This is a genomic window from Oryzomonas sagensis (assembly GCF_008802355.1).
Lineage (GTDB): Bacteria > Desulfobacterota > Desulfuromonadia > Geobacterales > Pseudopelobacteraceae > Oryzomonas > Oryzomonas sagensis.
This window is the reverse complement of record NZ_VZRA01000002.1, coordinates 267,576-282,020: the sequence shown is the minus strand read 5'-3', so window position 1 is coordinate 282,020 and position 14,445 is coordinate 267,576. Positions and strand designations below refer to the sequence as shown.

The 14,445-nt window shown below is 63.4% G+C and carries 15 protein-coding genes; 3 read left to right on the top strand and 12 right to left on the bottom strand.

The window, feature by feature from the left end; translation table 11 throughout:
* Positions 1–21: 21 nt before the first annotated feature.
* The 3 genes from F6V30_RS09200 to F6V30_RS09190 form a co-directional block, all read right to left on the bottom strand.
* Positions 22–645 (bottom strand): TetR/AcrR family transcriptional regulator, encoded by a 624-nt coding sequence (locus tag F6V30_RS09200; RefSeq protein ID WP_151156684.1) that lies wholly within the window; start codon positions 643–645, stop codon positions 22–24.
* Positions 646–868: 223 nt separating this feature from the next.
* Complete coding sequence (locus F6V30_RS09195) at positions 869–1,336, bottom strand: hypothetical protein (protein ID WP_151156683.1); 468 nt, start codon at positions 1,334–1,336, stop codon at positions 869–871.
* A gap of 1 nt (position 1,337) precedes the next feature.
* Positions 1,338–2,054: a PilZ domain-containing protein gene (locus F6V30_RS09190; RefSeq protein ID WP_151156682.1), complete on the bottom strand. Its 717-nt coding sequence runs from the start codon at positions 2,052–2,054 to the stop codon at positions 1,338–1,340.
* Positions 2,055–2,460: 406 nt separating this feature from the next.
* Here F6V30_RS09190 and F6V30_RS09185 point away from each other — a divergent pair, with 406 nt between their 5' ends.
* The 3 genes from F6V30_RS09185 to F6V30_RS09175 all read left to right on the top strand — a co-directional run bounded on the left by F6V30_RS09185 (position 2,461) and on the right by F6V30_RS09175 (position 6,751).
* The gene (locus F6V30_RS09185) at positions 2,461–3,414 is read left to right on the top strand and encodes an ABC transporter substrate-binding protein (protein ID WP_191965634.1); all 954 of its coding nucleotides are present in this window, start codon (positions 2,461–2,463) and stop codon (positions 3,412–3,414) included.
* Position 3,415: 1 nt separating this feature from the next.
* Complete coding sequence (locus F6V30_RS09180) at positions 3,416–6,400, top strand: GAF domain-containing protein (RefSeq protein WP_151156680.1); 2,985 nt, start codon at positions 3,416–3,418, stop codon at positions 6,398–6,400.
* Positions 6,401–6,526: 126 nt separating this feature from the next.
* Entirely contained in the window at positions 6,527–6,751 is a 225-nt protein-coding gene (locus tag F6V30_RS09175; protein ID WP_151156679.1) for a hypothetical protein, read from the top strand.
* 117 nt (positions 6,752–6,868) lie between these two features.
* Here F6V30_RS09175 and F6V30_RS09170 read toward each other — a convergent pair whose 3' ends face one another.
* The 9 genes from F6V30_RS09170 to F6V30_RS09130 form a co-directional block, all read right to left on the bottom strand.
* A complete protein-coding gene (locus tag F6V30_RS09170) occupies positions 6,869–7,462 on the bottom strand; it encodes a hypothetical protein (RefSeq protein WP_151156678.1) in 594 nt (197 codons plus the stop codon).
* 186 nt (positions 7,463–7,648) lie between these two features.
* Positions 7,649–8,275, bottom strand: a complete 627-nt coding sequence (gene pssA / locus F6V30_RS09165) for a CDP-diacylglycerol--serine O-phosphatidyltransferase (protein ID WP_151156677.1) — start codon at positions 8,273–8,275, stop codon at positions 7,649–7,651.
* A 52-nt stretch (positions 8,276–8,327) separates the two neighbouring features.
* Positions 8,328–8,843, bottom strand: a complete 516-nt coding sequence (locus F6V30_RS09160) for a DUF3592 domain-containing protein (RefSeq protein WP_151156676.1) — start codon at positions 8,841–8,843, stop codon at positions 8,328–8,330.
* Between the two features lie 96 nt (positions 8,844–8,939).
* The gene (locus tag F6V30_RS09155; protein WP_151156675.1) at positions 8,940–9,959 is read right to left on the bottom strand and encodes a hypothetical protein; all 1,020 of its coding nucleotides are present in this window, start codon (positions 9,957–9,959) and stop codon (positions 8,940–8,942) included.
* Positions 9,960–9,963: 4 nt separating this feature from the next.
* Positions 9,964–11,241 carry a TCR/Tet family MFS transporter gene (locus tag F6V30_RS09150; RefSeq protein ID WP_151156674.1) on the bottom strand — a complete coding sequence of 426 codons (1,278 nt, stop codon included), beginning with the start codon at positions 11,239–11,241 and terminating at the stop codon, positions 9,964–9,966.
* Positions 11,242–11,341: 100 nt separating this feature from the next.
* Positions 11,342–12,658 (bottom strand): type II toxin-antitoxin system HipA family toxin, encoded by a 1,317-nt coding sequence (locus F6V30_RS09145; RefSeq protein ID WP_151156673.1) that lies wholly within the window; start codon positions 12,656–12,658, stop codon positions 11,342–11,344.
* Positions 12,648–12,989 carry a helix-turn-helix transcriptional regulator gene (locus tag F6V30_RS09140; RefSeq protein WP_151156672.1) on the bottom strand — a complete coding sequence of 114 codons (342 nt, stop codon included), beginning with the start codon at positions 12,987–12,989 and terminating at the stop codon, positions 12,648–12,650. The genes F6V30_RS09145 and F6V30_RS09140 overlap by 11 nt, the downstream gene beginning before the upstream one ends.
* 195 nt (positions 12,990–13,184) lie before the next feature.
* Positions 13,185–13,517, bottom strand: a complete 333-nt coding sequence (locus F6V30_RS09135) for a DUF2845 domain-containing protein (RefSeq protein WP_151156671.1) — start codon at positions 13,515–13,517, stop codon at positions 13,185–13,187.
* Positions 13,518–13,563: 46 nt separating this feature from the next.
* Positions 13,564–14,424, bottom strand: coding sequence for a TraB/GumN family protein (locus F6V30_RS09130; protein ID WP_151156670.1), 861 nt, complete (start codon positions 14,422–14,424; stop codon positions 13,564–13,566).
* Between the last annotated feature and the right edge of the window lie 21 nt (positions 14,425–14,445).

The following is a 14,445-nucleotide window of genomic DNA, read 5'->3' as shown; positions in this document are numbered from 1 at the left end:
AAAAGAGCCGACCGGGCCGCCTCAGGCGGCTTTTTCGGTCCTGTTCCCCGCTCCCAGTATCTTCAGCAGCCCCGGTTTCAGATCCCGCTTCAGCAGTTCCAGATCGTTCTCAATGCGGGCGATCACCAGTTGGCCGACGATATAGGCATAAATTTCCTGGGCCTTGACCTGGACATCGGTGGTCTCCGGCAACTGCCCCAGCGCCACCAGGTCCCGCAGGGCATTCACGTAATACCGTTCCCTCCGGTGGGCGATATCGGCGAACTTGGCGCGGATGCCGGCCTCCTGGCCGGCCATCTCCGAGCCCAGGGACGTGAAGGGACAGCCGCACACCTGATGGTATTTGGCGGCGGTCTGAGCCTGGAATTCGTAGATGGCGTCGGCCAGGCGCTCGAAACGGGCCAGGGGCTCGGTGCCCGGTGAAAAGATGCTGTCCAGCTCCGGCTGCAAGAGCGTATAGGACTCCTCCATGACGGCGATGGCCAGGTCCACCTTGGAGGGGAAGAAGTGGTAGAAACTCCCCTTCTTCACATCGGCGGCCCGGCAGATGTCGTCAACGCTGACCGAACCGTAGCTCCCTTTCCAGATGAGCTCCATGGCCGCATCGATCAATTTCGTTTTGGTATCCGTTTGCGTCGTTTTCATCGTATAGCTCCTCAACAAGCTATGGTTTTACCGTAGCCCCATTTGACTGACCAGTCAACTCATTTTTTTGTGGGTAGAAGAAACCGCGCGAAACGCCGGCCAGGACCCAAAAGGGCTGCAAGCCGCCAACGGCACAAAAGTCTGAGGCAGGCGCTACCAGGAGGCCCCGGAGAAACCCGGGGCCTTTTCCATGCCTCCCGGAGTTTTGTGCATTCTCCCCTTTTTATTCTTGCGGGCCTGCCTCGGAAGCCCCTTCCGGGGGTGCTGCGGGTCTGGCCGGCGGCGTTGCCGCCCGGACACGGTTTTTGGAGGAGGATTTCATCAACGCCCTGGCCGCCCCGGGATAATGACGGCACCACGCCAAAAGCGTCCTGGCGGCGGGACGGTACCGCCCCGCCAGCTGCTCCACGTCCGCCCAAGAGGGGTGGCTTTCCAGGAACAGCTCGATCCCCTTGCCGGGGTGGGCGAGGGCCCAGGTGACGATCATCCTGGAACGCTCGTGATTGACGGCATCCCACCGGGAAAACGTTCGGGCGGCCGCGGGGTTGTCCCGGGACCACGACCAGAGTTCGAAGGCGGCATCGGGGTAGGTATAGGCCCAATTTTCAACGGCCGCCGGGGCCGCCGGGGCGAACCCGACGCCCGCCACGAAAAGGGCTATGATGAGTACGGCGCAGAGTCTGAATTTCATGTTATTCCACCGCCACTTCATCCTTGAGTTGCTGGATGATTTCAACCTGGCGCTGGTAGATGAAGCGGCCGATGATCGTGTCGGCCCTGGGGTCGGGCTTTATCTGAAAGATACAGGTAGTGCCGTCGTTCCCGTCAGCCGTGGCCCTGACGAACGTTCCCGGGATCTTCAGAGCGGTCCCGGCGAGCGCGAGATGCAGCACCCCCCCCTGGTCGGTATCCGTCGCCGGGACCGGATCGGCATGGATCGAGACGCCGCTGCCCGAGATATCCACCAGGTTCCCCTCAATCTCGACGTCGCCGCAGGTGAATTTCACCGGCAGCGGATCGCGGACCCGGACCCGGACCGCCTCCCGCCGTTCCGCCCGGATCTGCGCATAGGCGAAGTTGTGCAGGATAACGGTCTTCTTGGCGACGTTGACATAGGAGGCATAACAATGCACCCCCAGATCGTTGTGAAAGTGGGGGCATTTTATGAGCGCGCTGTTGTCCTGTCTCAGGATCAACGCCTGGTGTTCATGGACCTTGAGTTCCACGCTGTCGCCCTCCACGCCGACGATGGTCGAGCCATAGCTCACCGGCACCTCGTCGTAATAATTCAGCAGCGAGAAGTCGCGTTTCAGCCTGTTCGCCGCCATGTCGGAAAAGACCTGCACGATGGCGGCATTGTCCGCTGCGCCGTCGTTGACGGTCACCAGATGATAGATATCGGCTTTCATAGAGAGTCCCTTGATAAGATTGAGTACGGGTGCATGCCGGCTCCCCCCAAAGGGGAAAGGGCCGCACCCCCTGTCCGGCACCTGGGGCACGGGGCGAGCGGCCGCGTGCGGGCATGGTGCGCTATCACTTCTACCCTACGCAAATCGCCATTTCAAGAGCAATGTGCAAAAAAGACCAATTAAAAACGTTGGAAAATAGCGCGTTGCACCCTCCGCACCGTCCCGGAGCGGGGAGTCCGGGCGAGGTGCCGGGCCGTAAAAGGCGCTTGAAAAGACTTCACAATTTCCCGATTTGCTGTATACTTTATACGATTTCGGCTGACCTTAAAAAAATCTCACCTCCCTCCCCTCCGCGCCCTCCTGGCCACGGTGTATGGCAGGGGCGGAAAATGCTGCGAGGCTGCCCATGAGGCACATATCGATTGTTCGAATCATGGTTTGCGCCTGCCTCTGCCTGCCGTGGCTTTTCGGCATGACGGGGTGCAGGCGGGAGGCCCCCGCCCCCCTGCAGGTCGCAACCAATGTCTGGCCCGGCTACGAGCCGCTCTACCTGGCCCGTTCCCTGGGCTATTACCCGGACTCCGCGGTGCGGTTCCACGAGATGACCACCGCGACCGATGTGCTGAAGGCGTTCCGCAACCACGCCGTGGACGTCGCCGCCCTGACCCTGGACGAGGCGCTCCTGCTGGTGCAGGACGGGATCGACGTGCGCATACTGCTGATCGCGGATATCTCCCACGGCGCCGACGCCATCATGGCCCGTCCCGCCATCGGGACCGTCCGCGACCTGAAGGGAAAACGGGTCGGCGTCGAATCCATGGCCCTCGGCGCCTATGTCCTGACCCGGGCCCTGGACCAGGCCGGCCTCACCCCCCGGGATGTGACCGTCGTGCCGGTTCCGGTGCAGGAGCACGAACACGCCTACAGCGCGGGCGACATTGACGCGGTGGTCACCTTCGAGCCGGCCAGGACGCGGCTCTTGGCCCTGGGGGCGCACAGCATCTTCGACAGCCGCCGGATTCCGAACGAGGTCATCGATGTGGTCGTGGTGCGCGCCGATATGCTGCAATCGCGGCCCGGCCAGGTGAAGACGCTGGAGGAGGGGTGGTTCAAGGCGCTGGCGTACCTGCGCGCCAACCCCGCCGATGCCGCCAGCATCATGGGGAAACGCGAAGGCCTGACGGCGGGCCAGTTCAAGGCGTCCCTGGGCGGGCTCGCCATCCCCGACAGGGACGAGAACCAACGGCTCCTGTCCGGCGCCCTGCTGCCGCCGGCCAAGCGGCTCGCCGACGTCATGCTGCGGGGAAAACTGCTGGACCGGCCGGTCGATCCCGCCCGGCTCGTCGTCAGGAGACCCTAGCATGACCCTTCCCCGCTACCGCCTGCGCCTCCTCATTCCCGGCATCGTTTTCACCGTAACCCTCCTGCTGATCCTCGTTCTCACCCTTGACCGCATACGGGAAGGAAAGCAGGCGATCATCGGCTCCCTGACCGAAACGGCCCACACCCAGATGACCCAGCTCCAGGACCTCCTCTCGGACAGCCTGATGCGGGGCGAACAGGGGCAGGCGGCGCAACGGCTCTCCTATGCGGCCCTTTCCCCCCAGGTGGCTGCCGTGGCCCTGGTGGGTGCCGACCACCGGGTGCTCATCGCCAGCCGCCAGGAATGGGTGAACGGGGACGCCGCCGCTATCCCCCATTACGACGGGGAGCGTGCCGGCAAGGCCATATCCCTCCACCATGGCACGCTCTACCCGGGGACAACCGATCACCTCCACGGCTACTATCCCGTGACCCTGGGCATGCGGGCCGGGGAGATCAGGCCGCAGCAGAGCGGCATCCTGTTCGTGGGCTACGATTTTTCCGGCCAGGTCGATCACCTCCGGCACGAGGCGTACAAGAGCGCCGCCAAACTGAGCGCCGCCCTGCTCGTCTTTGCGCTGCTCCTGTCGTTTCTCCTGCACCTCCTCATCACCCGGCCCATCGACCGGCTTTTGGGGGTGGTGAAGGAGATTAAGGACGGCAACCTGAGCGCCCGGGCCATGGCCCCGGGTACGGACGAGCTCGGCCGCCTGGCCCGGTCGTTCGACGAGATGGCGGACGAGCTGGCCCGCAACCAGGAGCGCCTCCACGACCAGAACATCCAACTGGAGGAGGAGATCGCCGAACGGCAGGTGGCTCAGGAGGCCTTGCAGGAGCAGGCCTTCCAACTGGAAGAGGAAATCGGGGAGCGGCAGACGGCCCAGGAGGCGCTGCAGGAGCAGGCATACCAGCTGGAGGAGGAGATCGCCGAACACCGGCAGACGGAAGACAAGCTGCGCATCATCTTCGATGCGGCCCAGGCCGGCATCGTCATGGTCGGCGCCAACGGCGTCATCACCTTTGCCAACCGCTGCGCAAGCCGGCTCTACGGCTTCGAGGGCGAGGAGATGGCGGGCTCCCGGTACGAAGACCATGTGCACCCGGATGAGCGCCCGGTCTCCGACGAGTTGCTCGACAAGCTGGTACGGGGCGAGATCGACGCCATCGCGGAAAAGCGCCACTACCTGAAGCGGGATGGGGGCGACTTCTGGGGGTTCCTGAACGCCAAACGGCACCTGGGCGACGACGGCAGCCTGCTGGCCCTCATCATCGTGATCACCGACATTACGGAGCTTCGTAACGCGCAGTTCCAGATGGGCCTCAATTTCCAGCGCCTGGAAAGCCTGGTGAGGATTCTGCAGTACCGCTGCGACTCCGTCCAGGGCTTTCTCGACTACGCCCTGGAGGAGGCCCTGGGGCTCACCGCCAGCAGGTTCGGCGCCATCTTCGTCTATGACGAGGCCCGCCGCGAACTCATCCACACGGCGTGGTCGCGGGACGCCGCGGCGGCGTGCGGCGCCACGGGGCAGCGGGTGCCCTCGGCGCTCGGGGAAGCCGGCCTGTGGGGCGAGGCGCTGCGCCAACGGCAGCCGGTCATCGTGAACAGCTATGAACACCCCGATCCGCTGAAAAAGGGGGGCCCGGCCGGGCAGATCCCCCTGGAGCGGCTCCTGTCGGTCCCGGTCTTCGGCGGGCAGGAGATCGCGGCGGTGGTATGCGTCGCCAACAAGGCCGGGGATTACGACCAGGCGGACGTGCTGCACCTGCGCGTGCTGCTGGATTCCGCCTGGAAGATCTGCCGGCAGATGAAGGGGGAGCAGGAGCGGGAGGCGCTCCAGACGAAATTCAACCAGGCCCAGAAGATGGAAGCGGTGGGCAGGCTTGCCGGCGGGGTCGCCCACGACATCAACAACAAGCTGTCCATCATCATGGGCTACGCCGACCTGCTGAAGTTGCAGCCCAATTCCCTGAGCCAGGACCAGACCCACTACCTGGAGGAGATGCAGAAGGCGGCCAACCATTCCTGCGAGATCGTCCGCCAGCTCCTCGCCTTCTCCCGCAGCGACGTGATCTCGCCGCGCACGGTCAACATCAACGCCATCATCGCCGATGCCAGAAAGAGCCTGGGGCGGCTCATCGGCGAGGACATCAGGTTCGAATTCAGGCCGGCGGAGGATATCTGGCCGGCCCTGCTCGACCCGACGCAGATCGACCAGATCATCATGAACCTGGCGGTCAATGCCCGGGACGCCATGCCCGACGGCGGCCTGTTCAGCATCGAGACCGGGAACGCGTCCCTGGACGAGGCCGCCTGCCAGGGGATCGCCCCGGCCCGGGCCGGCGATTACGTGCGACTGTCGGTGGGGGACACCGGCTGCGGCATGGACGCGGAGACCCTGGGGCACATCTTCGAGCCCTTCTTCACCACCAAGGAGGTCGGCAAGGGAACCGGGCTCGGGCTGGCGACCATCTTCGGCATCGTGTCCCGGAACAAGGGGTTCATCACCGTGTCCAGCGAGGTCGGCTTCGGCACCACCTTCAACATCTTCTTCCCCCGCATGGCGCAGGAAGGGGCCGCCGCCGAACCCCGGGAGGACGAGCGCCGCGTGGCCCCCGGCAGCGGCACCGTTCTGCTGGTGGAGGACGAGGAGGCGCTGTGCGACCTGGCGGCGAAGATGCTGGGCACCCTGGGCTACCGCGCCGTCATAGCCAAATCACCCGGGGAGGCCATCGAGCTCTGCGCGGGGCGCGACCTGGGGGACATCGACCTGGTCCTGACCGATATCATCATGCCGGGGATGAACGGCAAGGAGATGTGCGACCGGATTCGGGAGCTGCGCCCCGGCACCCCGGCGCTCTTCATGTCGGGCTACACCGCCGACGTCATCTCCGCCAAGGGGATACCGGAGGCCTCGCTCCACTACCTGCAGAAACCGTTCAACCTGCTCAAACTCAGCCAGATGATCCGCAAGGCGATGGGATAACGGACGTTTCGGCCGTCCCCCCCCCGCCCCGCATCGGCCCTTGCAAACGGATCGGCATATGCTATAGAATAGGTACGGTCACTGGAGTGCCAAGAGCCATGAGAGCAGTGTCATCGAGGTGATGATATGGCCGAATCTCTTGAATCCGATGTCTTCATGCAGACCCACATCATGGTCGACTGCCGGAGGATGGCAGCCCGGATCACCACGGATGCCTGCGTGAAGTACCAGAAGAACAACGATGCCCTGGCCTGCGTCGGTTGCAGCCGGTGCAACCCCGGCGAGCTCGGCAGGGCGGCGGAGTGGCTGCCCTACATCCAGTCGCGGATCGGCTTCCCCAAAGACCTCTGAAACTTCACCCTCCTGCCAGCCGGACCCGATTCCAGGCCGTGGGCGTCCAAAACGGACGAAGGGCCAGACCTGTCTGCCTGACCCTTCGCATCCGTAACGGCTGGGGGATGGGTGCGCCTACCGGCCGCCCCGCTCGTCGCGACGTTCGTCTTTCTGCTCGCGGCGTTCTTCTTTCACATCCCGACGCTGCTCACGACGTTCTTCTTTCACATCCCGGCGCTGGTCGCGGCGTTCCTCTTTCATGTCGCGGCGTTCCTCTTTCATGTCGCGGCGCTGCTCGCGTCCCGGCTGTCCCATGTCGCGGCGCCCGTCCCGGTCGGGACGGTAGTATCGCCCCTGATAGTGATCCCGATCCCTCGAATAGACGCGGTATTCCCGGTCGCGGAATTCGTGGATCCTCCCCATCTTGTAACGGCGCAGTTCAGGAGGGAGTTCCCGATAGCGCACCCGCACCCAGTCGCCGCCGTAGTACGAGGTGCGATACCAACCGCCCCCCCGGTTGATGAAGTAGATGCCGGAGAGATAGAACATGTCGTAGGGCACGCCGACAGCCACGCCGAAGCCCAGTTCGGCCGGATAGAGGAAGTCGGGGGGCTGCGCGATGACGACCGGCGGGCCGCCCACGTTGATGTTGAAAGAGATGCCCGCCCAAGCCGCCGGAGCCGCCTGGAGCAGGGCCACCGCCGCTGCTGCCGCTAACAATTTTCTCATAAGGTCTCCTTGTCGCTGATCTGGTCTCCCCCGGAAAAACCGGGCGGGAAACAGGCTGCCCCCTTTCGTACTCCAAGGCATTGTCTTATCATACCATACCGTTGTGGCGATGTAGAACAACTTAGTGGAAAAAATCCGTTAAACCGGGGGGTTGCGCAGGAGGAAGGGGAACCGGCCCGGCATCTCTCAGAGCTTGGGAAACCGGATGCGGCTCACCATCAGCGAGCCGGAGACGGCGAAGATCAGCACCAGCGGGTGCAGCGTGAAACCGGCGAACGCCACCTGCCCGAACCAGAGATACTCGTGCACGGCCCCCCGGGTGGCCGCCAGAAAGAGCACCAGCACCAGCAAGAGCGACGTGGGGATCGGGGTTCCCTCGAAATACTTCACCTTGCCGTCGGCGTCGGACAGTTCCCCGGCCGTAACGTTGTAACGCGCCAGGCGGGAGACGCCGCAGGCGACGAAACCGGTGAGGACGATGCGGTCGTAGAGCCCCTGCATGCCGCAGCCGTAGCCGATCACGGCCGGGGCGACGCCGAAGGAGATCACATCCGCCAGGGAATCCAGTTCGCGCCCCATGCCGGAACTCTTCTGCCGCCACCGGGCGACCCGCCCGTCCAGGACATCGAAGACCAGGGCGGCGAGCACCATCCCGCAGGCAAAGGACACATGGCTGATCTCGCCCGTTTGCAGGTACGTCAGCATGGAAAACAGCGCCCCGGTGCCGCAGACCGCGTTTGCCAGGGTAAACCAGTCGGCAAGCTGGAACTCCCGGATCATGGCAAAAGGTTTATGCTGTTTTTTCGTCGTCATGGCGCATTGCTCCTGTCCTTTTTCCCGTTGGGCACACACGTTCGGCATCAGATCACCCCCTACCGCCCCGCGTGCGCCGCCCGCGGCTGTTCTTGCGGAGGGCGACGAGCGGCCAGCAGCCGATCAGGAGCAAAACGCCGCTCACCGCATAGGGGAACACCATCCCGCCCCAGAGCCGCTCCGGCTTGTCGATTTCAGCATCGCGCGGATTATCCCGGTCGTAGAGGACCGGCACGGTCTGGCCGATGGAAAACCCGCGGTAATGGGGACGGTACAGGGATTCGAAGGTAACCGTCCTGCCGTCGTGGGTCCCGAACGTGACGACCGGGCGCACCTCCTTGTCGCCTTTGCGGCCCAAGAGGCTCCATTGCTGCTCCCGGTACTCGACAATGACCCCGCTGGATTTCAGCCCGGAATGCACCAGGCGATAGTTCCTGATGCTCCGCTGCAGGGTGTCGCCCCCCACCAGGTAGGCAAACAAGAAAAACGGCGCGGTAAAGAAGAGGGCATACATGATGGTGCGTTTAACGGCACCGGGCAGTTCTGGTCTGATACGTCGCGGATTCACACTCTTCACCAATCTTGCGGTTCTGCATCGTCCTGCGGTTGCATGTGATTATACCCCCATGGGAGCAAAGGGAAAGGCAACAGCCCCTCGAATCATTCACCCCAACCCGTCCTTGATTTCCTGCAACTGCTTTTCATAACATTCGGGACAGATGCCGTGGCTGAAGCGGGCCTCGGAGTGGTTCGATATGTACTGTTCCAACTGCTGCCAGCTCGCCTTGTCGTCCCGGATCTTCTTGCAATACATGCAGATCGGGATGATGCCCTCGAGATGCTTCACGTTCGCCAGGGCCTCTTCCAGCAGCAGCACCTTATGGGCAAGCTCCTGCTGCGTATCCTTGAGTATCCCGGTTCCCCTTCTGATCACCAGACAGGCGCAGACAAGCACGGACAGCAGGATACCCGCCAGGCAGGCCACGGTCAGCGTAACGATATGGACGATCGCACGGCTGTAGGGGGTAACGTCCGTGTAGAGCTCGAAGACGCCGATGACCTCGTTCCCCGCCCTGATGGGGATGTAGGTTTCCACCACGGCGATGTTGAATTTCGTCTCGTCCCGCAGGTCGAGCATCCGGTCCTTCTTCTCCGTGTGGGAATCGACCGCCCCCGTCAAGGCCCTGGCCAGACGCCTGTTATCGGCGTCCGTATGGCCGATGATCTTCCTGTCGGTGCTGTAGACGATCTTTCCGGCGGGGGTATAGACCTTGACCTTGAGGATGTCGAAGTTACTAAGATAGGTGCGGAAATAGCGGTCAATGACCGGCAGGTCGGCCTGATTCGGCTGGATGCGGTACCGGCCGTCGCTCCCCCTGGGTGCCAGCCGGTCCCGCTGTTCCTCGAACATGGCCCGGCTGACCCGGGCGGCCGCCTCCCTGGCGTCCCGCGTCGCCTCTCCCGCGGTGATCTCGTAGACCGTAACCGCCGAAAGCGCCAGGACGGCGGCGATGGAGATGCCGGCGATCCAGGCGATGAGGCGGAGCACGGCATCGGGATCGGTGCGGGCTCCGGGCGTCAGAAGACGCCGCCCATAGCGTACGACGGCTTCCCTCATGGTCCGCCGCCGGTCGATGGTTGCCACGCTGCCCGCCTCGTCCCCGGTTCCTCTTTCCCTCCGCATCGCATCATCCATCCTGACGACCACCCTTCACAGCCCCCGCAACGCCCCGTTCCCGCTCGCTGCGGAAGTGAAGAAACGCCAGGGTCAGGGATGCGGCCTGGAGCGCGGCGCAGAAGTAGAAGGGCGCGCCGATGCGCCAGTCGCCCCGGGGCAGGTGAGACACCATGGCCAGAAGCGGCGCGCCGCACAGGGGCGCGAATACGGACGCCAGGCTGTTCACGGAGTTGGCCGCCCCCATGATCTCCCCCTGGTCCCGGGGGCCGGCGGCGCCGGAGATGATGCTCTGGAGCGCCGCCGTAATCGTAAAGCCGAGTATGTTCAGGAAGATCACCGCGTACATCATCCACCCCTGGGTGGCCATGCCCCACAGCAGGAAGGCCACGGACGAGGAGAACAGCCCGGCCACCGCCAGGCGGCGGGGGGGAAAGCGCTTCAGCAGGCGGCCGAGCAGAAACCCCTGCACGATCAGCGACATGAGGCCTACCGCCGCCAGGGACCAGCCGTTCTCCCGCGGGCCCCAGCCGAACTTGAAGGTGGTGTACAAGACCCACCCGGTGAACATGACGAATTGGGCCAGCCCGCTCAGGGCGACCACGGCCACCAGCCGCCCCACGCCGTTCAGTCGGGTCAGGCGGCGCAGCGAGGTCAGGGGGTTGGCCTGTTTCCAGTGGAACGGACGGCGGCGCTCCAGGGGGAGCGATTCGGGGAGCACGAAGTAGCCGTAGAGCCAGTTGACCATGGCCAGAGCCCCGGCCACGAAAAACGGCAGCTGCAGGCTGATCGCCCCCAAAAGCCCCCCCATGACCGGGCCGATGATGAAGCCGGCGCCGAACATGGCGCCCAGCAGGCCGAAGCGCCGGGCGCGCTCTTCCGGGGGGGTGATGTCGGCCACATAGGCGTTGCACACGGCCGCATTGGCCTGCATGGCGCCCCCCACCAGCCGTACCGCGATGAGCATCCACAGGGCCGTGGAGAGCCCGGTGGCGAAAAAGGTGAGCCCCAGCCCGCAGAAGCCGAGCAGCAGCACGGGGCGGCGGCCGTAGGCGTCGGACAGCGCCCCCAGGACCGGCGAGCCGAAGAAGTTGGCGAGCCCGAAGGCGAACACCACCACGCCGAACCAGAAGGCCTGATCCGCCTGGGAGCCGGTGAAGCTGCCGACCAGGGGCGGCAGCACGGGGATGATCAGGCCGATGGACGCCACGTCGATCACCACGGTCAGCATGATGAACGGCATGGCCGCGGTACGGTCGCGGCGCGGAGAAAACAGGTTAAAGTCCTTCATACGAAACGACGGGTCCCTTTCGTGATGCGTTCAGCCGGGAAAAACATGTGCCATAGAGCCGCAAAGATAACAAAATCAAAACATTGAATCATGTAGGGGATCACGCCCCGGACCTGTTGTAATGAGAGCCCTGGCCGTACCTTTCCACCAGCCTCTCCAAGGGGCCGCCCTCCACCCCCTCGAAGGCAAACGGGTTAAGCGCCTGGTTCCGCCATAACAGGTTGCGATCCACCTCGGCCAGAGCCGCGTCGTCGCACACTTCCGGCCAATGCTCTTCGATGCACCGTATCTGCCCCACAATAATCCCGACCGCCTCTTCCCGGTGGAGCAGGAAGTGCGGGGCGGCCTTCAAACATGTGACGAGCCGGCTGGAATTATCGTTCCCCGCGATCAGCATGGCCTGTGAGGCGGTCCGTCCATGTCTCGGTTGCGGACAGATATCGTACGCGGGGGTCAGCCGCAGCATACGGCCATCCCAAAAAGCGGCATGGTTACGGGCATGGTCGTCGGTGTTGCCGATCAGAATATTAAAGACGATGCGGGAAAATAGTTCCCGAAGCGTACTGGGGGCATCGATAAATTTTTCCCGCACCAGATGTGCAAAATCCTCATAACTGGCATATCTCGCCATCAACTCATCCAACCGCAACATGGTCAGCGCCGAAACAATACCCCTTCGTCGCCAGCCGCCGGGGGTGGAAACACGATCGAAGCGCTCTACCATCAGCACGTCCTTTCCCGCTACGTTCCGAAGCGAGACAGGGGCAACATCAAGTCCCGCCAGTTTCGCCAACCGCATGGCAAGGTACTCGGACTTTACGATTGAGTACAGGTCGGTGGACGTGGAAAATTTGGCGATGTATTTACGGGAATCGCTCTCCACAAGAACCTTTGGCCGCGCGCCGCCGATAGACGTACCGTGCTGTAGCGCCTGAGCGAGCTCAGGCGTCAAAGGAATCCCCTTCTCAATCAACTCCGCCGCCGCCATCAACTCATCGAGGGGCGCCCCGGTGGCTGATCTCGGCTCATATGCGGTGGCGGAACGCTGAAAATCCAAAGCCCCGATCCGGTCGGACCCCGATTCCAGAAGATAATGCAACTCATCAAGGGAGTCCGGGTCCATGGCGGCAGCCTCGTTGCCAAACCGCTTGTTCAAGATAACCCGGCGGCCCCACGCATCCGGGGCTGCGTCGCGCAGGCATCCCGGCATGGCGAGGCCGTCGGGAAGCGGAAGCAGGCCCCGGCGCAGCGGCAATTCCCCATCATAGAGAGGAATGGCGTTTTCCCGTTGCAGGTAGCTCCGACCATAATTGAAGACGTATGTTTTCCCCTGGGCGCTCAACTTGCCCGCCACCACCGGTTCCGTCTCCTCCGGCAGCCAAACCCATACGTACAGTTCCTTGAGCTCAGAAATCATCGTCAACCTTCAGGGCGGAAGAACGTACCCGCCGGGGCAAAACCGCGAGTTTGTCGGTAACCCGGTCCAGGCGCTCTGCGAGCGTGGTGTGATCGTCGCTATCGAAAAGCCTTACCCCGACGAGGACCGCCAATTCGAAAAACAGGCCGATGGCGCACTGCGGGTCACCATGTTCGATCCTTTGCAGGGTGCGTCTGGCGATACCCGCGCGTCCCGCCAGATCCTCCTCGGACATTTTGCGTTCGCGCCGTTCCAGCCTGATAAGCTTGCCCAGGAGTTCCGCCGCCTCTCGAGTGGCAGGGAGATAGGTTCTATTATGCAGGGAGGGCATGGTGGCACCTAAATGGATACTATAGTAGTCTTTGACAGCTTAATGTATAGTATAGTATCCATTTAGCTAAAACCTGTCAATGTCTTCCACGCTGTTATTCGCTCTCTCTTGCCGCCGGAGACAGTGCCGCATCGTTTGTCGGGACGGGTAGCGGGCGAGCGGGGCAAAAAACACCCGCCCACCTTGTCATCCACATCACTGCACAAAGCCGCCGGTGCGCACCTCCGCGAGGATGCCGTTGCGGAAGATCAGCGTGTGCAGCAGGGTGGAGCCCTGGGTGTAGGTCCACTCCTGCACCTCGATGTAGACGGTGTTGGCCCCGGTCCGGCCGTTCCCTCTGTCGAATTCGGCGGTCACCGGCTCCTCGCGCTTGTACGCGCCGGCAGGAGGGTCGCATTTTGTCGAGACGAGGGAGATGCTGTCTCCGGTGGAGACGATAGCGCCGTTGGGGCAGCGGAAGTTATCGGCAAACGCCTGCGTCGCGGAGAGGGAGACGGCAACGGCGAACAGGGCAACGATCTTTTTCATGGTTTTCCTCCTTGAGATGATTGTTTTTCAGGTTCACAACCATCAACTACAACTTCTCCACCGTGTACCCCTTCTGCCGCAGGGCCTCGATGATGCCGTCCGGCCCCACCAGATGCGCCACCCCCACCAGGACGAACCGGGTCTGGCGCAGCTTTTGGTAGCCCTCGATCACCGGCAGCCAGTTTTTGTTGCGCTCCACGATCAGCCGCTTGTAGAGCTGGGGCTGGCGGGCCTTGAATTCCCCCGACATCAACTCGTCCAGCGTCCCCGCATCCCCCGTGCGCCACGCCCCCACGAGGAGCCCGAACTGCTCCCGGATATTCTTCATATCCGCGATGGAATAGTCCACAAAGTCATCCTCGTTGCCGTCCGCCATGGAGACCACGTAGTCGATCTGCTGGTCGGCCGTCTCCAGCCCGTCCACGGCCTTCTTGTCCGCGATGGCCCGCGCATAGTAGACGTTGTCCACCCCCTGCTGGGTTACCCCCATTTTCAACAACTCCATGAGCGTCAGGGTCGTCACGATCATGGACGGCTTGAACCGGCCGAAGGTCGAAAGCGGGATGCCGTTGGCCTCGGAAAAGGCGCTGAGCGCGGCGTAGGCCTTGGGCGACAGATGCTTGTCCACGGTGCTGCCGTCGCCGTACATGGCCTTGGCCAGAAACCGCTGCTGGGTCGCCGGGGCCTGGAGCTTGCCCAAATCGGTCTCGAAGACCACGACCTGGGCAGCCAGGTATGCCCGGTCGAACTCGGCCGGCAGGGGGAAATCCTGCTCCCGCAGCACATGGCAGGTCCCCCCCAGATAGAGGACGCTCCCGCCCTTCCGGGCCTTCCACACCGACGATTCGGCCCCCGCCCCGGTGCAGGCGAACAGGACCAGCATGATACCCGCGATGACTCTCTTCATCCCTTGTTGCTCCTTCCATGC